Raw genomic sequence first — 23,389 nt, forward strand, 5'->3', positions numbered from 1 at the left:
CACGACAGCGTCACGGCGGGGTGTTGTTGCTCACATCGCCGCTGGTGAGCCGAGTGCTACAGATCGTGACCCACACGTCGTCCACCGAGGTCACGAGTGCCGTAATCGTCGAGAAAATATTTGTATGGCGCAGCCATGAATCCAAAGTTTCAGCCTCGACCAAGGCCTTCCGCGGTCGCGCGCAGGATCTTCCACACGGCGGCCACATCGCCCTGCGACGTGGACTCCGCGCCGATCGAGACCCGGACGAACCACCGGCCGTCCAGCGTGGACGGCGTGACGAGGGCCGCGCCGGAGCTGTTCACCTCGTCAGCCCACGCGAGCGTGTGGGCGTCGAGCGCGCCGGGATCGGTGATGTCGGCCGGCTCGTGCCGCAGGCAGACGGTCTGCAGATCGACCGGCGCCAGCAGGCGCCATTCGGGCGTCGACCCGACCTCCTCGGCGAGCCACCGGGCGTTGGCGAGGTCGCGGCGCAACCGGTCCTGGATCGCCTGGACGCCGTCGAGGCGCAGCTGGAACCAGAGCTTGAGCGCGCGGAACCGGCGCCCCAGCGGGATTCCCCAGTCGCGGTACTGGGTCACCTCCCCGTCCACCGTGGAACGCAGGTAGGACGGGTTGCTCGACATGACCCGCACGAGGTGCTCCGGGTCGGCGACGTAGAGCAGGGCGCAGTCGAACACCGTGCCCAGCCACTTGTGCGGGTTCCACGACAGCGAGTCGACGCCCTCGATGCCGTCGATCATCCACCGCATCTCCGGCAGCAGCAGCGCCGAGCCCGCCATCGCGGCGTCGACGTGCACCCACACGCCGTGCCCGGCGGCGATGGGGACGATCTCCGCGATGGGGTCCATCGCCGTCGTGCCGGTGCTGCCTAGGGTGGCCACCACCGCGGTGGGCCGGTGGCCGGCCGCGACGTCGGCGGCGATCGCCCGCGCGAGCGCCTCCGGCACCATCGCGCGGGTCCACGGGTCCGTCTCGACGACGCGGAGGTTGTCCTTGCCGAAGCCGGCGAGAGCGACCGCTTTGACGACCGAAGAGTGGGCGTGCTCGGTCGTGTAGACGATGAGCGGGGCCGGTTCCGCCTGCAGCCCGCCCCGCGTCTCCGAGTAGCCCGTCGCGCGTTCCCGTGCGGCGAGCAGCGACACCAGGCAGGAGGTCGACGCGGAGTCCTGGATGACGCCGCGCCACGACGACGGCAGCCCGGTGAGCTCCCGCAGCCACTCGACGACGACCTCCTCGACCTCGGTCAGCGCCGGGGCGGACTGCCACGTGATGCCCAGCGCGGACAGGCCGGACGCGGCGATGTCGCCGAGGACCGAGCTGAGCGTCGCGTTGGCCGGGAACCAGCCGAAGTAGCGGGGGTGCTGGGTGTGCGTGATCCCCGGAACCACGATCCGGTCCAGGTCACCGAGAACGGCGGGGAACGCCTCCGGGGTGACGGGCGCCTCGCGGGGCAGCTGGGCGGCCACGTCGCCGGGCCTCACCTGCGACTGGACGGGCAGCTCCGGGATCCGCGCCTGGTGGTCGACGATCCAGTCCACCAGCTCGTGCGCGGCCTTCCGGAATTCCTCGGGGTTCATGCACAGCCTCCCACCAGGGTTTCTCTACACTGGTAGAACCAAGATACACTGCGGTCACGTGGAATCGCCGGACTCTAGGACGGCCTGTGCCGAAGTTGGTCGATCACGCCGAACGACGCCGCGAGATCCTCGAGGTCACGTGGCGGCTCATCGCGACCCGCGGGCCGGACGCCGCCACGATGCGGGAGATCGCCCGGCAGGCCGGCTACGCCAACGGCGCGCTCGCACACTACTTCCCGAGCAAGGAAGCGCTGATCGAGGCCGCCTACATCTACGTCTCCGAGCAGACCGACGCGCGCATCCGCACCGCCACGACCGGGCTGCGAGGGCTCGCCGCCCTGCGCGCCTTCCTGGTGGAGCTCGCGCCGACCAGCGAGGTCACCCGGCTCGAAGCCCGGATCGTCCTGCCGTTCTGGAGCCGCACCGTCACCGACGACGCGCTGGCCCGCACGCACGACGACCGGATGCAGCGGTGGCGTGCCGACGTCCTGGCGCTGCTCGCCGAAGCCCGCGATGGCGGCGAAGTACGTGCGACCACCTCGAACGCCGTGATCGCCGAGCAACTGCTGGCCATGGCCATGGGGATGCAGGTGCTCGCGCTGCTGCCGCACCACGCCACCGACTCGCGGCGGCAACTGCGGATGATCGACGCGCAGCTCGCGGCGCTGGCGCACGGCTGACGGAGAGCCTCAGCGGGCGATCTTGTCGATCAGCATCGTCAGCAGCTCGTCACCGGTCACGCGCCACTTCTCCACGGTGAGGTGGCCGCGGTTCTCCATGGCGACGATGCCCTGCACGCTCGTCATCAGCAGCGCGCCGACGGGTCCCGCCCGCAACGGGTCGCCGACAACCTCCGTGACGATCGACAGGAACTGGTCCTGGGTGCGGGACACTTCGGCGACCGCGTCCGGGTGGTCCTCGGTCGGCGCGGTGAACATCAGGGCGTACGCGTGCGGACGCCGCCGGCCGACCTCCAGCAGACCGGCGAGGGCGCGCTCCAGGCGTTCGGCCGGCGAGCGGGTGCCGTCCGCGATCAGGCCGTCCAACGCGTCGCCGATCGCCCGCCAGCTCTGCGCCGCGACCTCGGCGAGCAGGTGGTCCTTGTCCGGGAAGTGCCCGTACGGCGCACCACGGGACACCCCGGCCCTGGCACCCACCGCGCGGAGCGTCACCGCGTCCGGACCGCCCTCGTCGAGCAGCGCGGCCGCGGCCTCCACCAGTGCGCGCCGCGTCTCCGCCGCGCTCTCCGCCCTGCTGACCATGCGGTCAACCTACCTGACAACGTCATCCCACTCACTTGACAATGTCACATGAAACGCTAGCCTCGTTCACATGACAACGTCACATGAAGAGCTCGTCGTGATCAGCGGCGCCTCCACCGGCATGGGTGCCGCGACCGCCGGGGAGCTCGCCCGGCGCGGCTACCACGTGCTGGCGGGCGTCCGGCGCGAGTCCGACGCCGACGCCCTGCGCGGCCCGCACGTGGAGCCGGTGTTCCTCGACATCAGCGACCCGGCGCAGATCGAGGCGCTCGCCCACCGGGTGGGCACCGACCCGCTGGGCCGCCCGTTGCGCGCCGTGGTCAACAACGCCGGCATCGCCGTCAACGCCCCGCTCGAACTGTTGTCGATGGACGAGTGGCGGTGGCAGTTCGAGGTGAACTTCTTCGGCCACGTCGCCGTTACGAAGGCCCTGCTCCCCGCGCTGCACGCGAGTTCGGGCCGGGTCGTGAACATCAGCTCCGTCGGCGGGAAGGTCGCGCTGCCGACCTACGGCGCCTACGCGGGGGCGAAGTTCGCCCTGGAGGCGATGAGTGACGCGCTGAGGCGCGAGCTGGCACCGCACGGCGTGCAGGTGGTCGTGGTCGAACCCGGCGGCGTGCGCACCGAGATGACCGGGCGCGGCATCGAGCGCGCCACCGGCACCCTCACGGCGATGTCACCGGCCGAGCGCGGCCGGTACGGCGGGCTGCTGCAGGCGATCATCAACCAGGCCACCGCGTTCACCGAGTCAGGGCTGCCCGCCGAGAAGGCCGCACGGATCATCGCCGACGCCACGACCACCCGGCGGCCGCGCACCCGCTACACGATCGGCCGGGACGCCGCCGTCCTCACCCGGCTGGCCCGCCTGCTCCCCGACCGGGCGCTCGACCGGGTCATGGCCGCCTCCCTGCGTCCCCACTTCCCCCGAACCGCCTGAACCGCTGCACCGGCCGGGTCAGGACCTCGCGATGAGTGGGAAGGTCACGCCGGTCAGCCGTTCCGACGCCTCCCACAGCCGCCGCGCCAGCACCGGGTCGCTGGCCGCCGCCGACCTGCCGACCAGCGCGGGGTGGCCGTGCAGCTCGAACCGCCCGTCCGGGCCGACGTAGCTCGCGCCGGGCAGGTCCTGGGTCGCCGCGTACAACGACGGCAGCGCCCCTTCCGCCTCGGTCTGCGCCAGGTAGCGGCCGGCCAGGTGCACGACCTTGACCAGGTGCCGGTTGCGGCCCTTGGTGCCCAGGTTGCTCGCCGTGTAGCCGGGGTGCGCGGACAGCGCGCGCACCGACGACCCGGCTTCCCGGCAGCGCCGGTCCAGTTCCAGGGTGAACAGCAGGTTCGCGAGCTTCGACCGGCCGTAGGCCTTCACCGGCGTGTAGCCGGACCGGGCCAGGTCGAGGTCGTCGAGGTCCAGCACACCCGCCCGGTGTGCGCCGGACGCCACGGTCACCACCCGGCCGGTGATCGACGGCAGCAGCAGGTTCGTCAGTGCGAAGTGGCCGAGGTGGTTGGTGCCGAACTGGAGCTCGAACCCGTCCGCGGTGCGGCCCCGCGGGGTCATCGCCACACCGGCGTTGTTGACGAGGACGTCGAGCTCGCCCTGCCAGCTCCCGGCGAACGCGCGCACCGACACCAGGCTCGCCAGGTCGAGTTCGCGGACCTCGGTGGTGCCGGACATGGCGGCCGCCGCTCGCTGCCCGGCGGCGACGTCGCGCACCGCGAGCACCGTGCGGGCGCCCGCCGCGGCGAAGGCGGTCGCCGTGCCGCGGCCCACCCCGCTGGCCGCACCCGTCACCACGACGGTGCGCCCGGTCAGGTCGGGGAGGTCGGCCGCGGTCCACCGGTTCTTCGTCATGATCGCCAGCTTAGGCGCGGGGACGGCGGCTCACCTCCGCCCGCCGTCGTGGCCGGACAGCCGGTCCAGGAGGTCCGCCAGGGCACCGAGCCGCGCTCGTTCCTCCTGGTCCAGGACCGTCTCGATGGCCTGGGCGATCCAGTCGCGCCTGGCCACGCGGTCCCGGTCCAGCGCGGCCCGCCCCTGCTCGGTGAGGGTGACGAGGAACCCCCTGCCGTCCTCCGGGTCGTCGCGCCGGGCGATGAGGCCCGTGACCTCCAGGTCCTTCACCGTGCGGCTCTGGCTCTGGTGGCGGACGCCGCGCCGCTGGGCGAGCGTCGCGGTCGACAGGTCGCCGTCGCGGTCGAGCAGGCCCAAGGTCTGCGCCAGGGGTGGCGCGAGGGCGTCGGCGTGCTCCCGGGTAGCACGCACGAACCTACCGACGGAGGTCCGCACCCGCTCAGCTAGCTGGTGTTGTTCGGTCATGGCGCAAAATATACAGCTTTGCTGTACTTGTGCCGTCGCCCGTTCGGTGTATAAATACAGCGAAACTGTACAGCCTTGCTACATTTATGGCCGGACTCGAACGGAACCCCATGAAGCTGACCAAGTTCGCCCACGCCTGCGTGACCCTGGAGAAGGAGGGAGCCAAGATCACCCTGGACCCCGGCACGCTCACCCCCGGCGCGAAGGACGCCGTCCACGGCTCCGCGGCGGTGCTCATCACCCACGAGCACTTCGACCACTTCGACGACGCACTGCTGGCCGAGGCCCTGGACGCCGACCGCGAGCTGCGCGTGTTCGGACCGCGGTCGGTCGTCGAGAAGCTCGGCGACCGCGACGGCCGCGTGCAGGCCGTCGCGGCGGGCGACACCGTCCACATCGGAGCGTTCAGCGTCTCGGTGCACGGGGACCGGCACGCCCCGATCCACGCGGACGTCCCGTGCGTCGACAACGTCGGCTACCTGGTCGACGGGACGGTGTTCCACCCCGGCGACGCCTACCTCGTCCCCGAGGCACCCGTCGACACCCTGCTGCTGCCCACCAGCGGCCCCTGGACCACGCTCGGCGGAGCGGTCGAGCACGTGCGCGCGGTCCAGCCCCGCCAGGTGGTCCAGATCCACGAGCTGATGCTGAGCGAGCTGGGGCAGAACGCCACCCGCACGTTCCTGGCCGGCCTCACGGGCATCGAGGAGGTGGTGCCGGCTCCCGGCGAGAGCATCGAGCTCTGAGCGGGAGCCGCACCGACGCCGAGGGGGCGTCCCCGGACTTCGGGAACGCCCCCTCGGCGGTGGGTCATCGGACGATCAGGAGCACTTGCGCCCGTCGTTCACGCACCGCACGATCTTGCCCATCGTCTGGTCGGAGTTGACGTTGGCGAAGTCGTTGTGGTCGGAGAACGGGTTGTGGTTCTCCTCCGGGAACGCGTCGAGCTGGTACTGCCCCTTCTGCTGGACGTCGCGGGGGATGTCGTAGGAGATGCTGATCCGCAGCTGCGGGATCGCCTTGAAGCCCTGCGGGCACGCACCGGTCTGCTTGTCGGCGAACCGGACGTGGTCGCGGTGGTTGGCGCTGTCGGCGTTCTTGCCGTCCCAGCAGCCGGCGAAGTCGTGCACCCGCATGACCTTGCTGCCGTTGGGGCAGATCACGTACTTGTCGGACAGCCGGTCGCCGAACCCGCTGCAGGTCCACGTGGCGCGGGCGTTGGCGGGGCCTCGGCTGGTCGGCTTGGCGTCACCGGTGACCATCTTCAGGAACTGCGGCATGGCCGTGACCTTGCTGGTCGCGTTGCCGCGGTACTCGATCTTCACCTGGGCCGGGCGGACGATCTTGCCGTTGTTGCCGACCAGCTCGAGGTTCTTGCCGGTCGGAGCGGCCAGCGGCGGGGCGGCGGTGGTCGTCGTGGCGGGCGGCGCGGTCGTGGTGGTGCCACCACCGTTGTTGTTGCCGCCGTTGTTGTTGCCGCCGTTGTTGTTGCCGTTGCCGTTGCCGTTGTTGTTGCCGTTGCCGTTGTTGTTGCCGCCGTTGTTGTTCTCGTTGCCGTTGCCCGCGTTGCCCTCGTCCTCGTTGAGGCCGCACTTCGCGAAGCGGTCCAGGCCCTGCGGCCGTTCGCCGTTGCGGCCGATCGCGATGGCGATCCGCTCGAGGGTCGCGGCGCGCTTGTCCTTCAGCGGCCCGAGGATCGCGTTGTCGATGAAGTTCGCGCCACCCTGGCCCTTGGTGGTCACCAGGCGCTGGTTGGCTTCGGCGATCTGCTTGTCCAGGCCGTCGAGCTCGCGGTCGACCTCGTCCAGGGCCTGGTCCGGCACGCCCTCCAGCCCGCCGCGCACCGAGGGGCACTTCACCGTCGGCGTGGCGGCGTCCTCGTCGGCCTTGTTCTGCTCGGCCTGCTGGTAAACGCCTTCCTGGACGACGGCCCCGCCGGCGAACTTGTGGGGCTTCGAGTGCTCGCCACCGTGGCCACCGCCGCCGTGCCCGTGGCCCCACCGCAGGTCGCAGTCGGCCAGGCGCATCAGGTTCGGCTTGCGCGCGGACCGGGAGAGGGCGTTCGCCATCTCCTCGAGGGTCGCGGCGCGCTTGGCGCGCAGGGGGCCGAGGACCGTGTTGTTGACGAAGTTCGGGTCGGCCGGGTTCTGGCTCTGCGCCACCCGGTCGTTGGCTTCCCTCAGCTGCTGCGCGAGCTGCTGGAGGTGCTTGATGATCTGGTCGCGCACGCGCTGCGGCACGGCGGGCAGCCGCTCCGCGACGCCGGGGCACGCGACCTCGCCGGGGCCGTTCTCCTTGACCTTGTCCGGGTTGGACCCGACGTCGGAGGGGTTGGCCTTGGGGTTGATGCGCACGACCGGCCAGAAGTAGGACGAGCGGTCGCCGTTGCGACAGGTCGTCTCGGCGTCGAGCAGGCTCTCGTCGCTCGACTCCGCGCTGATCGACAGGTTGCCGACGAAGTCGTGGACGTGCTGCGCACCGTGCTTCAGACCCGGCTGGGCGACCGGGTTGTCGGCGCTGAACTTGCCGTTCTCGTTGACACCGCAGTCGACCGTGAACACGCCACCGGCGCCGTTCTTGCCGACCTTCGGCTCCACGACGTTCTTGCTCACCTGCTCAATGGGCACGAACGCGCTGACCGGTGCCGGGTCGCCGTTGTTGGCGGCCAGCGCCACGGCGGCGGTTCCCGCCGCGACCACGGCCACCGCCGACAGCGAAGCGATCAGGCGGAACTTCCGTCTGTCCGTCACGCGGTGCGTCATTCGTCCTCCTCGTTCATGCGGCGCATGACCGGGCATACGTACGCAGCGTTTGATCGGCTCAACCAAAATGTGACCGACCAACAAGAACGAACGCTCCGGCGTCCGTTCGGCGACCTCCCTGCCTGCGTGCAGGGTGACCAGCTCGTCACGCCTGGTCACCCCATCCGCCTCGTTCTGTGCACTTCTGTGTGATCTTGTTGGAGAAACGAGGTCGAACACTCAAGAAGCGATCGGTTTTGTCGCATTCCGGTTCGCGGTGGTGCCGCCCGAAATCTCCGCGTCTCAGATGGTGATGACGACCTTCGCGCGGGCGTGTTCGGTCTCGACGTACCGGAGGGCGTCGCGCACCTCGTCCAGCCGGAAGGTGCGGTCGATGGCGGGCGTGAGAGATCCCGACTCGGCGAGGTGCCGCAACGCCGTGAGCGCCTCCCGGTCCGGTGCCGTGGTGAGCACGCGCAGGTCGTCCCGGACGAACGGGGCCAGCAGCCGCGCCCTGACCATCAGCCACATCGGGCCGACGACGCTGCCGCCGCGGAACACTCCCCCGCCGGACAGCACGATCGTCCCGCCGGGGGCGAGCACGCGGCGCAGGCCGGTCAGCGAGTGGTTGCCGACCAGGTCGAACACCAGATCGTAACGGGTGCCGCCGCGGGTGAAGTCCTCCGCGGCGTAGTCGACGACGTGGTCCGCGCCGAGCGACGCGACCAGGTCGACGTTGCGCGTGCGGCACACACCGGTCACGGTGGCGCCCAGTGCCTTCGCGATCTGCACCGCGAACGTCCCGACGCCCCCGGACGCGCCGTTGACCAGGACGTGCTGGCCGGGCCGGAGCCGTCCGGTGTCGCGCAGGCCCTTCAACGCGGTGAGCCCGGCCAGCGGCACCGCGGCCGCCTGCTCGAACGTCCACGTGGCGGGCTTGGCCTCGACGAGGTCCTCCGGCAGCGACACGTACTCGGCGAACGCCCCGTCGGCGGTGCCGAGGTCGCCGAACACCTCGTCGCCGGGCCGGAACCGCCGCACGTCCCTGCCGACCGCCTCGACCGTGCCGGCGAAGTCGCGGCCGCGGATCGCCCGCGCGGGCCGGGACCTCCCGACTCCGGCGAGCCGGGCCAGGTAGGGATCGCCGCGCATGATGTGCCAGTCGTAGGCGTTGACCGAGGCGGCGCGCACCCGGACGAGGACCTCGGAGCCGGAGGCGGTCGGCGCCTCCACGTCGCGCAGCTCCAGCGCGTCCGGTGAGCCGTACCGGTCCTGGACGATCGCCTTCATCTGTTCTGTCCTTTCCGGACGGTGGCGCGGCGGAGGACGAGCTCCGCCACGGCGAGGTTGAAGAGCCAGGAGAAGAGCATCAGCACGGCCTTCGTCAGCTGGTCGAGCGGGCCGAACGCGGCGATCCACGGCCCCATCGTCAGCGCCTGCGTGCCGGCGCCGAGACCGATCGCGAAGCCGCGGACCATCCACGCGCGGTGCCCGGCGACGTCACGACGGCGGATCGCGGTGAACCCGAGCACGAGGAACATCACCCACGCCGTGCCGAACACCAGCCGGAACCCGGTGAGCAGGGCGCCCACGTCGGCCGGCTTGGGGTAGAACACGGTCATCCACAGCCCGGACAGCGCGCCGAGGAGTCCACACAGGACCAGAACGCGTCCGGCCACCCGGTGCCACCCCGGTCTGCGGCGTCGGAAACCGGGCGCGAACTGGAACGCGCCCAGCACGAGGTACACGCTGACGGTGACCGCGTGCACCACCACGGGGACGGGCGAGGCGAAGAACCGCGCGTTGTCCGGGGTGATCTCCGCGCCGCCGCCGAGCTCGGTCAGCCGGAGCGCGCCGCCGAGCACCGGCACGAGGCTGAACAGGATGATCGCGGCCGGGACGAGCCGGTCCCGCGTGGTCGTGGGGGTCATGCACCAGATCGTGGCGCGGGCACCGGGGTCAGCTCATCGGAAGAAGAGCCGCGATCATCCCGGCCGTTGGTCCCGCGTGGTCGTCGTACTTTCGGCTGGCCGCTGCCGCAGACCACCGCGCACGCGCCTGGTCTCGTAGGCCCAGATCGCGATCTCGACCCGGTTCCTGGCGCCGATCTTGGTCATCAGGCTGGTGATGTGGGACTTCACGGTGCTGAGCGTGATGTGGAGCTGGGTGGCCACCTCGCTGTTGGTGCTCCCGCCCGCGACGGCGGCGAGGACCTGCTCCTCCCGTTCGGTGAGCGGCTCGACCGGCTGCACCGCCGCCCCGGCGGGACCGGTGTCCGCGAACGCCTCGATCAGCCGGGCGGTGACGCTCGGCGCGATCAGCGCGTCGCCGGCCGCCGCGGCGTGCACGGCCTGGGCGAGCAGGGCCGGACCGGCGTCCTTGAGCAGGAACCCCTTGGCACCGGCGCGCAGCGCGGCGTAGACGTACTCGTCGAGGTCGAACGTGGTGATCACGACGACGGCCGGTGCGTCGGCCGCACCCGGCCCGGCGAGCAGACGGGTGGCCTCGATGCCGTCGATGCCCGGCATCCGGATGTCGAAGAGGCACACGTCGGGCCGCAGCCGGCGGGCCAGCTCGACGGCCCGGCGCCCGTCCGGTGCCTCGCCGACGACCTCGATGCCCGGCTGGGCGTTGAGGATCATCGACAGTCCGGTGCGGACGATCTCCTGGTCGTCGGCGACGACGACGGTGACGCTCATCGGCCGGCTCCCAGCGGGAGCACGGCGGTCACGGTCCAGCCGCGGTCCTGGCCGGGACCCGCCTCGCAGCGCCCACCGAGCAGGTCGGCTCGTTCCACCATGCCGATCAACCCGTGCCCCTTCGCCGCGGCCGCACCGGTCTCGCCGTCGTCGCTGACCCGCAGGCGCGCTTCCGCCTCGCCGACGGTGACCCTGACCTCGATGCGGGTGGCGTGCCGGGCGTGCCGCCGCGCGTTGGTGACGGACTCCTGGGCGAGCCGGTAGAGGGTCGTGCCCACCGACTGCGGGAGGTCGCCGACCTCGCCGTCGATCCGCACGTCCACCTCCGGTCCCGGCTTGCCGGGGCTCGCGAGCAGGGCGATGTCGGCGACGGTCGGGCTGGGTGCCAGGTCCGCGGACTCGCTGCGGCGCAAGGCTCTCACCATCGTGCGCATCTCGGCGAGCGCCCGCGACGCCTCGGACTCGATCAGGCCGAGCGCCTCGGTCGCCGCCTCCGGTCGCGACGCCGCCGTCGCGAGGCCCGCCTGGGCCCGGATCGCCATCGCCGACACGTGGTGGGCCACCGTGTCGTGCAGGTCCCGCGCCAGCCGTTCCCGTTCGAGCAGTTTGACCTGTTCGAGCTCGCGCGCCCGTGCCCTGCCCCGGTACCGCACCGCGGCACCGAGCGCGCACGCCGTTCCGAGCACGGCGCTCCCGCCCACCGCCTCGCCCGCGCTGATGTACCCGAGCGCCGCCGACAGACCGATCTTGCCGAGCATGACCGCCAGCCCGATCGCCGCCTCCCGTCCCGATCCCCAGCGGAACAGGGAGAACGGGAACAGCACCATGAACACCATGACGTTCAGCCCGGGTTCGCCCCCGAGCACCAGCGAGGCGACCGCGGCCACGCCGAACGCGACGGCGACCGCGAGCAACGGCCGGCTGCGCCGCACCAGCAGCAACGGCAGCAGCACCACCGCCACGACCAACGACCCGGCGCGCGAGGCCAGGTCGGTCCGCAGCACCGTCTCGAGCACCGCGACCACCAGGAGCACGGCGACGAGCGCCCAGTCCCACCACAGCCGCGCCGCGGCCCTCACCGGCCGAGGCTCGTCCCACATCGACCGCACGAGGGCCACCACCGCCTCATCGTACGAGAGCGGGGAGCAGGTTCCGGCCGGTTCAGGCGACCTGGAAGGACCGCTTCGACAACCCGAACCGGTAGCCCTCGACCGTGGTCCGCACCGGGGTCTCGGCGGCGGTGGCGGCGCCGAGGGTGACGAACATCGGCGTGAAGTGCTCCACCGTCGGATGGGCGAAGCGCAGTGCGGGTGCGAGAGCGCGGTAGTTCGTCAGGGTGTCGACGTCGCCGCAGGCCAGGGCTTCGGCCGCCCACGCGTCGAACTCGGCGGACCAGGCCGGGACCCGGTTGTGCAGGAACTGGTCCTGCGTGAGGAACCGGACCCCGTGCGTCAGGTATCCCGACCCGATCACGAGCACGCCTTCGTCGCGCAGTTCTCGCAACCGGCGGCCGATGTCCATCAACCGCACGGGATCGTGCGTGGGTAAGGACATCTGCAGCACGGGAACGTCGTTGTACGGGTACATCGCCTTCAACGGCACCCACGCGCCGTGGTCGAGTCCTCGGCTTGTGTGTTGGTGGATCACCTCGTGGTCCGGCATCGCCGCCACCACTCGGGACGCCAGCGCGGTGGCGTCCGGCGTGTCGTAGGTCATCTCGAAGTACCGCCGGGCGAAGCCGCCGAAGTCGTGGACGAGCGGCGTGTTCGGTCCGGACGCCGAGAGGCTGAGCGGCGCCGACTCCCAGTGAGCGCTGACGATCAGGATCGCGGTGGGTTTGGGCAGCGACCGGGCCCAGCCGAAGAGCTCCGACATCCACAGCTCGTCCTCGAACAGCGCCGGGGAGCCGTGGCTGAGGTAGAGCGCGGGCATCGGTCCGTCGGCGGGCGTCCACCGGCGTTGCTCACGGGCGGCGGGAGCGACGTCGGTCATGAACCGGTCGTACGGGTGGTCTGGGTGCACAGCTGACCTCCACTCGGTGGTCGACGGGTGGGGGTCAGAGAGCGACGACGATCTTGCCGCGCGCGGAGCCGGCCGCGAGCGTGGCGAGCCCGTCGGCCGCGTGGTCGAGGTCGAGCACCTCCGCGATGCTGACCTGGATCGAGCCGTCCCCGACCCCGGCCACGACCGGTGCGGTGACCTCGCGGGTGGCGTGGGCCATGACCTTGCGGCCGACCAGCCCCATCCCGGCGAGCACGTCCTCGCCGGGTCCCATCGTGGTGAAGGCGACCACCCCGCCGCTCCTGACCGCGCCGACCGGGACCTGCTCGACGGTGTTGCCCGCGAGGTTCACCAGTGCGTCGACCCCGCCGGGGTGCAGCGCTGTCACCTGGTCGGCCACCGGTCCGGCCTCGTGGTCGACGACGGCCGACGCTCCGAGCGCGCGGAGCCGTGCCGCGTCGGTGCCGGTGGCCACGACGGTGACCTGACGTGCCGCGAGGAGCTGGACCACGAACGAACCGACGCCGCCGGACGCGCCGTTGACCAGCACCACGCTGCCGGCGCCGACGGTGTCACCGAGGCTGTCGACGGCCGCGGAGGCCGCGGCGGAGGCGAGCGGGATCGCCGCCGCGGTCACGTAGTCCACATCGTCGGGCAGGAGCCCGACACCGGCCGCGGGCAGCACGGCGTACTCGGCCAGGGTGCCGGCGTGGATCGGCGGGGTCAGCAGGACGTGCCCGTAGACCCGGTCGCCGGGGCGCACGTGGTCGACCCCGGCCCCGACGGCCTCGACGACACCGGCGGCGTCGCGGCCCACGACGAGCGGGTAGTGGTGCGGGATCATCCCGGACATGGCCCCCGACGCCAGCAGGTTGTCGACGGGGTTGAGCCCGGCGGCCAGGACGCGGACCAGGACGGTGCCCTCACCGGGTGCCGGGATCGGGAGGTCGCCGACGAGGGGCTTCTCCCCTGCCGCCGGAACGTGCAGTGCGCGCATGGTGGTTCTCCGTTCGTGTGTGCTGTGGAGCGAGCTCTTCAGGCGGAAGGCCGAAGGACCAGGTCGTAGGTGAGCGTCCGGTAGGGCTGGTCGAGCCCGCGGGCGTGGTGGTCGTCGTGCAGGGTGGTCGTCTTCACGGCCGCGGCGGGCACCGCGCCTTCGACGGTGCTGTCCACCAACGGGTCGCCGTCGAAGTAGATCTGGGTCGTCAGCGGCAGGTGTCCTGGCGCGTCGACCATCGCGTGGATGTGCAGCGGGCGTTCGCCGTCGAGTTCCAGCGCCTTGGTCAGCGCGGCGAGCGGGCTGCCGGTGTCGAGGCCGAACGTCTCGACGCCGGGCATGACCGTGCGGAACTCGTACCGGCCGTCGTCGTCGGCGACGACCCTGGCGCGGAGGTTGTCGGCCGGGATGCCCGTGGAGTCGTTGGGGATGCGCAGCGGCAGGAAGTCGCTGTCGTCCAGTCCGGAGTAGACGTTGTTCGCGTCGATCTGCCAGATCTCCAGTGCCGCGCCGGGCAGCGGTGCGCCGGTGGTGCTGCGCACGGTCCCGGACACGATGAGCGGCACGCCGGGTTCGTCTGGACGCATCGGCAGCACGGCGGGGCTCGCCAGGACGGGTGCCCCCGGGAGGTGCGCGGGCCCCTCCATCTCCCAGTGGCTCGCGCCGTCCTTCTCCGGATGGGCGTAGGAGGCGCCGGCGGTTCCTCTTTGGACGGTCTTGTAGAAGAAGATCGCGGCGGCCGGCAGCTCACCGGCGTCGGCGGTCTGCCGCACCCAGTCGAGGGCGCCGGCCAGTTCGTCGAGGGTGACCTGGTGTTTGAGGATGACGTCGTCGACGGCTCGGCGCAGGTCGGCGAACACCACCTGCAGACGGGTTCTCGGCTGGCTCACGTTCGGTCCTTCTCGTGTCTCGTGGAGGAGATCGGTCAGCGCCGGATGCCGGCGACGAGCTGTTCCCAGTTCCCGGAGGCGATGCGGTCGCGGTCGGCGGCGCTGATGGGCGCGGTGTCGAGGAAGCGGCGCGCGGACCCGGCGCGTTCGGAGTTGAACGGGTGGTCGGAGGCGTACATGACCCGTTCGGCCGGCACCGTCTCCAGGCTCCACCGCAGGTACTTGTGGCTGGAGATGCCGCCGGGGGTGACGAACACGTTGGTGCGGAAGTAGTCCGCGACGGGCCGCTCCAGATCCGTGAGCGGGTCCACGGCCGCGACGCGGTCGAGGTAGAACAGCACGACCTCGCCCCAGTGCCCCAGGACCACCTGCAGTCCGGGAAACCGGTCGAAGACACCGCTGACGATCATCCGGAGCAGGGTCAGCCCGGCGTCGTAGTGCCAGCCGAACGCACCGGTGGCCAGCATGGCGTTCACCGGCTCGCGGAAACCCCGGTAGTAGGCCTCGACGACCGCGCCGACCGGAGCGCGCGGATGGAGATAAACGGGCGCGCGCAGGTCTTCGGCGGCTTCGTAGATGTCCCAGAACTCCGGCGCGTCCAAAGCACGTCCGCCGGAGTGCGCGTTCACCAGAGCACCGTGGAACCCGAGCTCCGTGACCGCGCGGCGCAGTTCGTCCGCTGCCGCCGCGGGTGCAGGTGTGGCCAACGCCGCGAAACCCTGCAAGCGCCCGGGATTCCGGCTCACGGCGTCGGCGAGCGTGTCGTTGACGGACGCCTGCAACGCGACCGCTTCGGAGGCAGGGAGGTTCTGCAGGCCCGGCGTCGTCAACGACAGCACCGCGACGTCGATCCCGGCGTCGTCCATGGCGGCGATGCGCCCGTCGCCGAGGTCCAGCAGATCCGCGGTGATGTCGCTGTGCAGCGCCCACCTCATCATCGGTTCGGCGAGCAGCGGGTCGTGCCGCTGCCACGCCTCGACCACCTCGGGGGTGAGGAAGTGCTCTTCCAGTCCGTACAGCTTCACTGCGCCGCGCCGCTCACGATGCCGCCTCCCGGCCGCTGACTTGAATTTTCAAGTCAACCTACCGCCGAGTGACTTGAAAGTTCAAGTACGATTTCCCCATGTCGGTCCGAGACACCCCCGCGGCGACCCAGCAGCGCTGGCTCACCGCCGACCAGCTGGCGGTGTGGCGCGGGTTCATGAGGCTCGTCCAGCGGCTGCCCGCAGCGCTGGAGTCGCAGCTGCAGCAGGACTCGCAGCTGAGCTTCATCGAGTACTACGTGCTCGCCAACCTGTCCGAGGAGCCGGGGCGGCGCAGGCGGCTGAGCGAGCTGGCCGACCTCACCAACCTGGAGCTCTCCCGGCTCTCCCACCTGGTCGGCCGGCTGGAGAAGCGCGGCTTCGCCTATCGCGAGCCCGATCCGGGCAACGGGCGCTACACGCTGGCCGTGCTGACCGACGAGGGGTACGCCCACCTCGCGGAGGCGGCACCCGGTCACGTCAGCCGGGTGCTGGCCCTGTTCGTCGACACCCTCGACGCGGACGAGCTGCGGACCCTCCAGCGGATCTCGGAGAAGGTGCTCGCCCGCGTCGAAGGAGCGTCCTGAGTCCGGCTACCTCTTCAGCCGGCGGCTGCCGGCGTGCCAGTCCTCGACCTTCCCGGTCTCGCCCGTGGTGACGCCGAACGACGGCAGCTGCGGCCGTTCGCGCAGGCTGCGCTTCAGCTCGGTGAAGCCGGGGAACCGGGCGAGACCGACGACGTGGTCCCACAGCTCGGCCGCCTGGTCCTCGTCGGGCATCCGGCTGATCACCGGCCCGAAGAAGGCGACGCCGTCCGGCGGTCCGAAGTGGATGATCGGCGTGCCGACGTCCTTGCCCGTCAACGACAACGCCTCGTCGGACTCGGCCTGGATCTCGGCGTCGCGGCCGGTGTCGTCGAGGGCGGCGGCGAGCGAGACCGGCAGTCCCGCCTCGGCGAGCGCGTCGGCGGCCAGCTCAGGGGTGCCCTGCCAGCCCGGGGCCCGTCCCTCGTCGGGACCGGCTTCGAGGATGCGCGCCCCGAAGGCCGCGTAGAGCGGGCCGACCGCCTCGCGGCCGTGCTGCTCCCGCACGGCCGACGCCACCCGCAGCAGTCGCAGCCCCGCGGTGTGCTGGGCCTCGTACTCGGCCGGGAAGTGGCTGTCGTAGTCGAGGTGCGCGTTGATCAGGCGCAGCGAGATGAAGCGCCAGTCGACGGTGTACCCGCGTTGCGCCTGGACGAGCCGGAGCCACTTGCTCGTCATCCACGCGAACGGGCAGATCGGGTCGAAGTAGAAGTCGACGTCGGCGCGGTGTCCGGAACGGTCGTCCATGTCGGTGTTCCTCTCAGATCTCGGTGCCGCGGAACTGGTCGCGCTGGGGGAAAGCATGGCCGCGGGCGAGGACCACGACGAGCGCGGTCGGCACCAGCAGCACGACGGCGGCGACCAGGAGGGCCCCGGCGCCGAAACCGGCGAGGAGCGCCCCGCCGACCAGTCCGCCCAGGCCGATCCCGAGGTTCCAGGTCGTCACCATCGACGACTGGGCCACGTCGGCGTGCTCGCCCGCCGCCCTCATCAACGCCGACTGCAGCAGGGTCGCCGCCCCGCCGAACGCCAGTCCCCACCCGGCGACCGCGGCGTAGTCGACGACCGGACTGGACGACGCCAGGGCGAGCACCCCCGCAGCCACCGCGAAGAGCGCGGTGCTGGTCACGACCAACTGGCGGTGGTGGCGGTCGATGAGCGCGCCGGTGAGCCAGATGCCGGCGATCGAGACGACGCCGAAGGTCAGGAGCACCCACTGCAGCTGGTCCTGCAGCCCGGCGGCGGCGAGGATCGGCGCGATGTAGGTGTAGAGGACGGTGTGCGCGAGCACGAACGCCCCGGTCACCACGAGGACGGTGCGAATCCCCCGCAACCGCAGGACGCCGCTCAGCGGGATCCTCTCCCCCGCCTGCCGGCCGGGGAAGTTCGGCAGGCGCCACGCGGTCCAGCCGATCAGCACCCCGGTCAGCGCGGACACGAGGCCGAACGTGAGCTGCCACCCCACCGCCCGGCCGAGGTAGGCGCCGACGGGGACGCCGAGCGACAGGGCGACGGGAGTGCCCGCCATCGCGAACGCCATCGCCCTGCCCCGCAGCGCGGGACCGACGAGGCGGGACGCGTACCCGCCGAGCAGGCTCCAGACGACTCCGGAGGAGGCGCCGGCGACGAACCGCGCGGCCATCGTGACGGGGAAGCTGAGCGAGACGGCGGTGACGAGGTTGGCGAGCACGAAGCCCAGCAACGCCACCAGCAGCAGGGTGCGGCGCGGCCACGACGCGGTGGCCAGGCTGACGGGGATCGCCGTGAGCAGCGTGCCGATCGCGTAGACCGTGACCGTCTGGCCGGCGACGGACTCCGGGACGTCCAACGCGTGGCTCATCTGCGGCAGCACGCCCGCCGGCAACGCCTCGGTCAGGGTGGTGATCAGTCCGGCGGTGAAGAGCGCGATCAGGGGCGGTAGCGGCAGCCGGTCCTCGGGCATCGTACGTTGGACGTGGATCTCTTTGGTGGTCAAGACTTTCCTTCGGCCGAGCTGGTCTCATGTGGACGGTGGTCCGGGAGAGCCTCCGCGATCGCGGTGGCTCGGCTAGGCTCCAACCTTGACATCAATGTGAAGGCAAACGGCGTCGGCGGGGTTGTGATGAGGATCAAAGAGCTGTCCGACCGGACCGGTGTCGCGGCCCGGCTGCTCCGCTACTACGAGGAGCAGGGACTGCTCAGCCCGCAACGCCGGGACAACGGCTATCGCGACTACGACGAGTCGATGGTCGCGCGCGTCGCGCAGATCCGCAGCCTGCTGGACTCCGGCCTGACGACCGAGATCATCAGGGCGGTGCTGCCCTGCCTCGCCGAGGCGGCCAACTCCGAGTACCCCGCTCCCGACTTCGTCAGCCGCGTGCGAGTGGAGCGCGACCGCATGGCCGAGCGCGTCGCGGTGCTGTCGAAGAACCTGCGGGCGATCGACGACTACCTGGACGCCGTCGCCGGGAAGTGAACGCGCGCAACGGGAACCGGGGAGTCGCGTGACTCCCCGGTTCCCGTTGCGGGTGTTCAGTTGAAGCGCGAGTACACCGGTTCGGTCCACCCGGCGGGGAAGGCGTTCTCGGTCCAGATCGCCCGCTCGACGCGGAAGACGGTCTCCTGGCCGTTCGCGGGCCCGCCGCCGGAGCGGACCGACCTGCGCACCTCCGCCGTGCCGGTCAGCTGCAGGGTCGCCCCGCTCCCCCAGTCCGGGAAGAGCAGTCCTGCCAACGGGTTCACGGCCAGGTTGCCCGCCGTCATCATCATCGCGTTGCCCACGTAGTCCGGCCAGGTCAGCTCGGTCGGCGAGACGACCTCGACGAACCCGGGGTTGCCGCCGCGGTGCGAGACGTCCACACCGCTGTCCACCGCCGTGGCGACGAAGAAGGTGTCGGCGCTCGAGACGAGGAGCGACTGGGGCAGGTCGAGCCGGTCACCGCTGCGCACGACGGGGTGGAACCCGGCGGGCTCCTCCGTCAGCACGCGGGCCTGGATGTACTTGGGGCAGTTGCCGAACGCCTGGTGCACCTCCACCTCACCGCCCCGCGCCGTCGGCCGCCACCGCCCGTTGATCCGCAACCTCTTGCGCATCACCAGGTCGATGGCGAGCGTGCCGACGTCCGCCTCGTCCCGCAGGACGTCCGCCAGCGGGTCGGTCGGCACGACGGTGGCGTCGGCCCGCAGGGTGTGCGAGTCCGGCGCCGAGAGAAACCCCTCGGGCCCAACGAGAGTCGTCGCCCAGGGCCGCCCTTCCCGGTCCTGGGCACCGAGCACCAGCATCTGCTGGCGCGTCAGGAAGTCGAACGCACCGCGCGGGATGGTGTCCGAGATGATCGGCCGGACCCTCTCCGCCAGCTCGGCGGTCCCGGCCACCCGTTGCGCTTCGAGCTCGCCGGGGTGGAAGGCGAGCCGGTCGACGAGGTCGGCCACGGCGTCAGAAGGTCAGGACGTGGTAGCCGGACCGCACCAGTTCCGCGATGCTCGCGACACCGGTGGTGCCGGGCGCCTGGTTCTGGCCGACCTGCTTGACGTCCTCGCCCTCGACCCCCTCGGTAGCGCCGAAGACGGTCGCGCACCCGGCCGACGCCACCGTGGCGACCTGCTCGCGCACCGCCGTGTAGAGCTCGTGCGCGGGGTGCTCGGGGGTGGCCAGCACGGCGGGCCAGCGGGTGCCGGCGCCCTGGAAGAGCACCAGCGCCTCGCCGCCCTGCGCGAACTCCCACGCCGAGGCGAGCGCGTTGAAGACGCGGCCCAGCGCCTCCTCGGAACCGGTGGACGGGTCGGACAGCACGACAACGGCGGTCTTGTTGCTCATGGATCTGCTCCTCGGAGTGAGACGGGGGTTGCGACAGCCATAATTACCGAACGATCGGTAAAATACAAAGTGGGGCTGCTCACCCGACCCCGGCGGGGTCCGCACGAGTTTTTTACCGTACGTTCGGTAACTCGCCTTCAGGAGGAGTTCCCCCGTGCACGAGATGACCGCCGAACCGACCTCGGCACGCTTCACCCCGACGCCGCAGGTCGTGGTCACGGCCCGAGACGTGGTCGCCGACCGGGTCGTGGCCCTCACCCTCGCCGCACCGGACGGGCGCGACCTGCCGCCGTGGCGTCCGGGCGCGCACGTCGACGTGACCCTGCCGAACGGCCTGACCCGCCAGTACTCGCTGTGCGGCGACGTCGCGGACCGGTCGTCCTGGCGGATCGCCGTCCTGCGCGAGGAGCGGTCCCGAGGCGGTTCGGCGTGGCTGCACGACCACGCAGTCGCCGGCACATCCTTGCGGGTCAGCGCACCGCGGAACCTCTTCGCCCTCGAACCGGCCCGGCGCTACGTGTTCATCGCGGGCGGTGTCGGCATCACACCCGTCCTGCCCATGGTCGCCGAGGCCGAGCGGTCCGGAGTTCCCTGGACCCTCTGGTACGGCGGCAGGACCAGGGCGTCGATGGCCTTCGCCGACGACCTCCTCCGGTTCGGCGACCGCGTCCACCTCGCACCGCGCGATACCACCGGCCGCGTCCCGGTCGCCGAGGTCCTCCGCACCCCGGACGCCGGCACGGCCGTGTACTGCTGCGGCCCCGAGCCGATGGTCGCGGCGGTGCGGAACGCCTGCGAGGCCTGGGAACCGGGCACCTTGCACGTCGAGCGCTTCACCTCGGACGGCATCCCGGCGACCGGAAGCGCGGCGTTCGACGTCCATTGCGCACGGTCGGGCGTCGACGTCCGCGTCGAGGACGGCGTCTCGGTCCTCGACGCGCTGCTCGACGCCGGCGTCGAGGCCGACTACTCGTGCACGCAGGGGTTCTGCGGCACCTGCGAGACGCGAGTGCTGGACGGCGTTCCGGACCACCGGGACGACTACCTCGACCACGCCGCCGGCCCGGACACGATGATGATCTGCGTCTCGCGGTCCCGGTGCGCGCGTCTCGTGCTCGACCTCTGAGCCGGGGTCAGCTCTCCGGCAGCAGGATGCTCGGCATCAGCGCCACGCTCTCGGCGAACGCGTTGGTGTCCCCCGTCACCCGGCCCAGCACCAACGCCCCTTCGATGCGCAGGAACGCGTCCTTCGCCGCCCGCAGCGCGTCCGCCGGCGCACGCCCCGCCCGTCGCGACGCGTCGGCCATCAGGTCGATCCACGTCGTCGCGAGCGCCCGCGCCTGGTCGCGGATCTTCTCCGGCGTGCCCGCCAGCGTCATCGTGTCGAGCACGCACGACAGGGCACCCGCGCCGTAGAAGTCCTGCAGCCGGCGAGCGGTCTCGGCCATCCCCCGCGCGATGTCCTCGTCCTCCTTCATCGGTTCGAGGATCCACAGGAACCGCCGGCCGACCTGCGCCAGCACCGCCTCGGCCATCTCCTCCTTGCCGTTGGGATACCGGTGGTAGAGGCTCGCCCGCTGCAGCCCCGAGGCCGCCGACAGGTCGCCGATCGCGGTGCCGTCGAACCCGCGCTCGCGGAACACCGCGATCAGGACGTCGAGCAGGCCTGCCTGGTCGATGGAGGGCGGTCGCGCCATCCCTCCACATTACCGAACATTCAGTCAACTACTGGCCGACCATGCCGTCCAGGTGGTGGTCGACGAACGCCACCACGAAGTGGGCCTCCCGTTCGCCGGACCAGTGACGAGACCTTTGTCCCATCACTCTGCTACGGTGACGGGACAAAGGTCCCATCACCCGTGAGGCCACGCGGCCTCCCTCCCGTCCTGGAGCGACTCATGCCCACCTCCGCACCGGAAGCAGTCGACGTCCTGATCGTGGGCGCGGGCCCGGTCGGGCTGATGCTCGCCGGCGAGCTGTGCCTGTCCGGAGTCCGGCCGGTCGTCGTCGAGCGGTCGGCGGAACGCGCGCGGGTGCCGAAGGCGGGCGGGATCACCGGCCAGGTGGTCCGGCTGCTGGAGCACCGGGGCGTGTACGGGCGGCTGACCGGCGACCCCGCCCCTCCCCGGCCGATGCCCGCGTACGTCTACGGCGCGCTGCCCCTCCCGTTGCCGGACTGGGAGGACAACCCGTTGTTCGGCTTCACGATCCAGCAGTGGGACCTGGAGGCCGGGCTGGAGACGTGGGCTCTCGAACGGGGTGCGGACATCCGGCGCGGGCACGAGCTGCTCGGGTTCGCGCAGGACGCCGACGGCGTGATGGCCGAGCTGTCGACCGGCACGGTGCGGGCCCGGTTCGTGGTGGGGTGCGACGGCGGGCGCAGCCAGGTCCGCAAGCTGGCCGGGATCGGGTTTCCCGGCGTCACCTCGCGGCGCATGACGTCCAGGGCCGCGGACGTGGTCCTGCCGGAGGGGACGCGGCTCGTCGACGACGAGACTGCGTTGCCCGGCGGGCTGACCTACCACCGCACCGAGACCGGGTTGCTCGCCTGCCTCTCCCTGCAGCCGGGCACGCACCGGCTGGTGGTGATGGAGTGGGACCAGCCGGAGGTGCCCGACGACGTGCCGATCACGTTCGACGAGGTCCGCGCCGCCCTGACCCGCGTGTACGGCCGGGAGGTGGCGGTGAGGGAGCCGAGCACCGACGGGCCGCGGCTGTTGCGACGCCTCAACGGCACCAACGCCCGGCTGGCCGACCGGTACCGGGAGGGGCGGGTGCTGGTCGCCGGCGACGCGGCGCACGTGCACTCGTCGATCGGCGCGCCGGGGTTGAACGTGGGGCTGCAGGACGCGGCCAACCTCGGCTGGAAGCTCGCCGCCGAGGTGCTGGGCTGGGCACCGGCCGGGCTGCTCGACACCTACCAGGAGGAACGGCACCTGGTGGGCCGGCGGGTGATGGCGTTCACGCAGGCGCAGCTCGCACTGCTCGGTCCCGGCAGCGAGATCACCGCGCTGCGGGAGGTGTTCGGCGAGCTGATGACCGAACCGGCGACCGCGCGGCGGGTCGCGACGATGCTGGCCGGGGCCGACGTGCGCTACCCGACGGCCGGCGCGGACGACCACCCGCTGGCCGGCCGCTGGGTGCCGGACCTGCCGCTGACCCGTGACGGCCGGCCGGTGCGGCTGGCCGAGCTGGCGCGGTCCGGCCGGCCGGTGCTGCTCGACCTCACCGGTGACGGGACGCCGGGCGAGGTCGCGGCGGGCTGGGCCGGCCGGGTCGACCGGGTGACCGCCCGGTCCGCGGCCGCGCCCGCCGACGCCGTGCTGGTCCGGCCGGACGGGTACGTGGCGTGGGCGGGCGACCAGCCGGAAGAGCTCGCGAAGGCGCTCAGGACGTGGTTCGGCGAACCCGTCCCGGCCCCTGCCGGCTGACCGCGCAGGCGTAATCACATTGACGGAGTGAGCACTCACTCCGCATCATGGGCGCATGACACCAGCATC

General features: G+C 71.6%; 25 protein-coding genes. 7 read left to right on the forward strand and 18 right to left on the reverse strand.

Going from position 1 to position 23,389, the window contains the following annotated elements:
• Window positions 1-149: 149 nt before the first annotated feature.
• Window positions 150-1,580: a pyridoxal phosphate-dependent decarboxylase family protein gene (locus tag ACFWV3_RS22300; protein ID WP_382413337.1), complete on the reverse strand. Its 1,431-nt coding sequence runs from the start codon at window positions 1,578-1,580 to the stop codon at window positions 150-152.
• A gap of 86 nt (window positions 1,581-1,666) precedes the next feature.
• Here ACFWV3_RS22300 and ACFWV3_RS22305 point away from each other — a divergent pair, with 86 nt between their 5' ends.
• Window positions 1,667-2,260, forward strand: a complete 594-nt coding sequence (locus ACFWV3_RS22305; protein WP_382413338.1) for a TetR/AcrR family transcriptional regulator — start codon at window positions 1,667-1,669, stop codon at window positions 2,258-2,260.
• A 9-nt stretch (window positions 2,261-2,269) separates the two neighbouring features.
• Here the strand turns inward: ACFWV3_RS22305 and ACFWV3_RS22310 are convergent, their stop codons facing one another.
• On the reverse strand, window positions 2,270-2,842 hold the full coding sequence (locus ACFWV3_RS22310) for a TetR/AcrR family transcriptional regulator (protein ID WP_382413339.1): 573 nt from the start codon (window positions 2,840-2,842) through the stop codon (window positions 2,270-2,272).
• A 70-nt stretch (window positions 2,843-2,912) separates the two neighbouring features.
• Here ACFWV3_RS22310 and ACFWV3_RS22315 point away from each other — a divergent pair, with 70 nt between their 5' ends.
• On the forward strand, window positions 2,913-3,779 hold the full coding sequence (locus ACFWV3_RS22315; RefSeq protein ID WP_382413340.1) for an SDR family NAD(P)-dependent oxidoreductase: 867 nt from the start codon (window positions 2,913-2,915) through the stop codon (window positions 3,777-3,779).
• A gap of 18 nt (window positions 3,780-3,797) precedes the next feature.
• Here the strand turns inward: ACFWV3_RS22315 and ACFWV3_RS22320 are convergent, their stop codons facing one another.
• Window positions 3,798-4,694 (reverse strand): oxidoreductase, encoded by an 897-nt coding sequence (locus ACFWV3_RS22320; RefSeq protein ID WP_382413341.1) that lies wholly within the window; start codon window positions 4,692-4,694, stop codon window positions 3,798-3,800.
• Window positions 4,695-4,724: 30 nt separating this feature from the next.
• Window positions 4,725-5,105: a MarR family winged helix-turn-helix transcriptional regulator gene (locus ACFWV3_RS22325; RefSeq protein WP_382413342.1), complete on the reverse strand. Its 381-nt coding sequence runs from the start codon at window positions 5,103-5,105 to the stop codon at window positions 4,725-4,727.
• A gap of 164 nt (window positions 5,106-5,269) precedes the next feature.
• Here ACFWV3_RS22325 and ACFWV3_RS22330 point away from each other — a divergent pair, with 164 nt between their 5' ends.
• Entirely contained in the window at window positions 5,270-5,905 is a 636-nt protein-coding gene (locus tag ACFWV3_RS22330; RefSeq protein ID WP_382413343.1) for an MBL fold metallo-hydrolase, read from the forward strand.
• A 75-nt stretch (window positions 5,906-5,980) separates the two neighbouring features.
• Here ACFWV3_RS22330 and ACFWV3_RS22335 read toward each other — a convergent pair whose 3' ends face one another.
• From ACFWV3_RS22335 to ACFWV3_RS22375, 9 genes are all read right to left on the reverse strand, one after another.
• Complete coding sequence (locus ACFWV3_RS22335) at window positions 5,981-7,921, reverse strand: DUF1996 domain-containing protein (RefSeq protein ID WP_382413344.1); 1,941 nt, start codon at window positions 7,919-7,921, stop codon at window positions 5,981-5,983.
• A 282-nt stretch (window positions 7,922-8,203) separates the two neighbouring features.
• Entirely contained in the window at window positions 8,204-9,190 is a 987-nt protein-coding gene (locus tag ACFWV3_RS22340) for an NAD(P)-dependent alcohol dehydrogenase (protein ID WP_382413345.1), read from the reverse strand.
• Window positions 9,187-9,831, reverse strand: a complete 645-nt coding sequence (locus tag ACFWV3_RS22345) for a DUF2306 domain-containing protein (RefSeq protein WP_382413346.1) — start codon at window positions 9,829-9,831, stop codon at window positions 9,187-9,189. The genes ACFWV3_RS22340 and ACFWV3_RS22345 overlap by 4 nt, the downstream gene beginning before the upstream one ends.
• Window positions 9,832-9,885: 54 nt before the next feature.
• Window positions 9,886-10,599, reverse strand: coding sequence for a response regulator (locus ACFWV3_RS22350; RefSeq protein ID WP_382413347.1), 714 nt, complete (start codon window positions 10,597-10,599; stop codon window positions 9,886-9,888).
• The gene (locus ACFWV3_RS22355; protein ID WP_382413348.1) at window positions 10,596-11,720 is read right to left on the reverse strand and encodes a sensor histidine kinase; all 1,125 of its coding nucleotides are present in this window, start codon (window positions 11,718-11,720) and stop codon (window positions 10,596-10,598) included. Before ACFWV3_RS22355 ends, ACFWV3_RS22350 begins: the two co-directional genes overlap by 4 nt.
• Window positions 11,721-11,760: 40 nt before the next feature.
• Window positions 11,761-12,591: a dioxygenase gene (locus ACFWV3_RS22360; RefSeq protein WP_382413349.1), complete on the reverse strand. Its 831-nt coding sequence runs from the start codon at window positions 12,589-12,591 to the stop codon at window positions 11,761-11,763.
• Window positions 12,592-12,655: 64 nt separating this feature from the next.
• Complete coding sequence (locus ACFWV3_RS22365) at window positions 12,656-13,597, reverse strand: NADP-dependent oxidoreductase (protein ID WP_382413350.1); 942 nt, start codon at window positions 13,595-13,597, stop codon at window positions 12,656-12,658.
• A 38-nt stretch (window positions 13,598-13,635) separates the two neighbouring features.
• The gene (locus ACFWV3_RS22370) at window positions 13,636-14,487 is read right to left on the reverse strand and encodes a catechol 1,2-dioxygenase (protein ID WP_382413351.1); all 852 of its coding nucleotides are present in this window, start codon (window positions 14,485-14,487) and stop codon (window positions 13,636-13,638) included.
• Between the two features lie 35 nt (window positions 14,488-14,522).
• Window positions 14,523-15,512: an amidohydrolase family protein gene (locus tag ACFWV3_RS22375; RefSeq protein WP_382413352.1), complete on the reverse strand. Its 990-nt coding sequence runs from the start codon at window positions 15,510-15,512 to the stop codon at window positions 14,523-14,525.
• A 98-nt stretch (window positions 15,513-15,610) separates the two neighbouring features.
• Here ACFWV3_RS22375 and ACFWV3_RS22380 point away from each other — a divergent pair, with 98 nt between their 5' ends.
• Window positions 15,611-16,096 carry a MarR family winged helix-turn-helix transcriptional regulator gene (locus ACFWV3_RS22380; protein WP_382413353.1) on the forward strand — a complete coding sequence of 162 codons (486 nt, stop codon included), beginning with the start codon at window positions 15,611-15,613 and terminating at the stop codon, window positions 16,094-16,096.
• 6 nt (window positions 16,097-16,102) lie between these two features.
• On the opposite strand, the gene ACFWV3_RS22385 is transcribed toward ACFWV3_RS22380, so the two are convergent.
• Together ACFWV3_RS22385 and ACFWV3_RS22390 are read right to left on the reverse strand one after the other, a co-directional pair.
• Window positions 16,103-16,840, reverse strand: a complete 738-nt coding sequence (locus tag ACFWV3_RS22385) for a hypothetical protein (protein ID WP_382413354.1) — start codon at window positions 16,838-16,840, stop codon at window positions 16,103-16,105.
• Between the two features lie 13 nt (window positions 16,841-16,853).
• Window positions 16,854-18,068: an MFS transporter gene (locus ACFWV3_RS22390; protein WP_382413355.1), complete on the reverse strand. Its 1,215-nt coding sequence runs from the start codon at window positions 18,066-18,068 to the stop codon at window positions 16,854-16,856.
• A 126-nt stretch (window positions 18,069-18,194) separates the two neighbouring features.
• Here ACFWV3_RS22390 and ACFWV3_RS22395 point away from each other — a divergent pair, with 126 nt between their 5' ends.
• A complete protein-coding gene (locus ACFWV3_RS22395) occupies window positions 18,195-18,548 on the forward strand; it encodes a MerR family transcriptional regulator (RefSeq protein WP_382413356.1) in 354 nt (117 codons plus the stop codon).
• A gap of 56 nt (window positions 18,549-18,604) precedes the next feature.
• Here ACFWV3_RS22395 and ACFWV3_RS22400 read toward each other — a convergent pair whose 3' ends face one another.
• Entirely contained in the window at window positions 18,605-19,504 is a 900-nt protein-coding gene (locus ACFWV3_RS22400; RefSeq protein WP_382413357.1) for a pyridoxamine 5'-phosphate oxidase family protein, read from the reverse strand.
• Between the two features lie 4 nt (window positions 19,505-19,508).
• Entirely contained in the window at window positions 19,509-19,889 is a 381-nt protein-coding gene (locus ACFWV3_RS22405; RefSeq protein ID WP_382413358.1) for a hypothetical protein, read from the reverse strand.
• 163 nt (window positions 19,890-20,052) lie between these two features.
• Between ACFWV3_RS22405 and ACFWV3_RS22410 the strand changes: the two genes are divergently transcribed.
• A complete protein-coding gene (locus ACFWV3_RS22410) occupies window positions 20,053-21,015 on the forward strand; it encodes a PDR/VanB family oxidoreductase (RefSeq protein WP_382413376.1) in 963 nt (320 codons plus the stop codon).
• Between the two features lie 7 nt (window positions 21,016-21,022).
• Here the strand turns inward: ACFWV3_RS22410 and ACFWV3_RS22415 are convergent, their stop codons facing one another.
• Window positions 21,023-21,586, reverse strand: a complete 564-nt coding sequence (locus ACFWV3_RS22415) for a TetR/AcrR family transcriptional regulator (RefSeq protein ID WP_382413359.1) — start codon at window positions 21,584-21,586, stop codon at window positions 21,023-21,025.
• Between the two features lie 201 nt (window positions 21,587-21,787).
• On the opposite strand from ACFWV3_RS22415, the gene ACFWV3_RS22420 reads away from it, so the two are divergent.
• Window positions 21,788-23,320 (forward strand): FAD-dependent monooxygenase, encoded by a 1,533-nt coding sequence (locus ACFWV3_RS22420; protein WP_382413360.1) that lies wholly within the window; start codon window positions 21,788-21,790, stop codon window positions 23,318-23,320.
• The last annotated feature ends 69 nt before the right edge of the window (window positions 23,321-23,389 follow it).

The sequence above is a fragment of the Lentzea sp. NPDC059081 genome, from assembly GCF_042738015.1.
Taxonomy (GTDB): domain Bacteria; phylum Actinomycetota; class Actinomycetes; order Mycobacteriales; family Pseudonocardiaceae; genus Lentzea.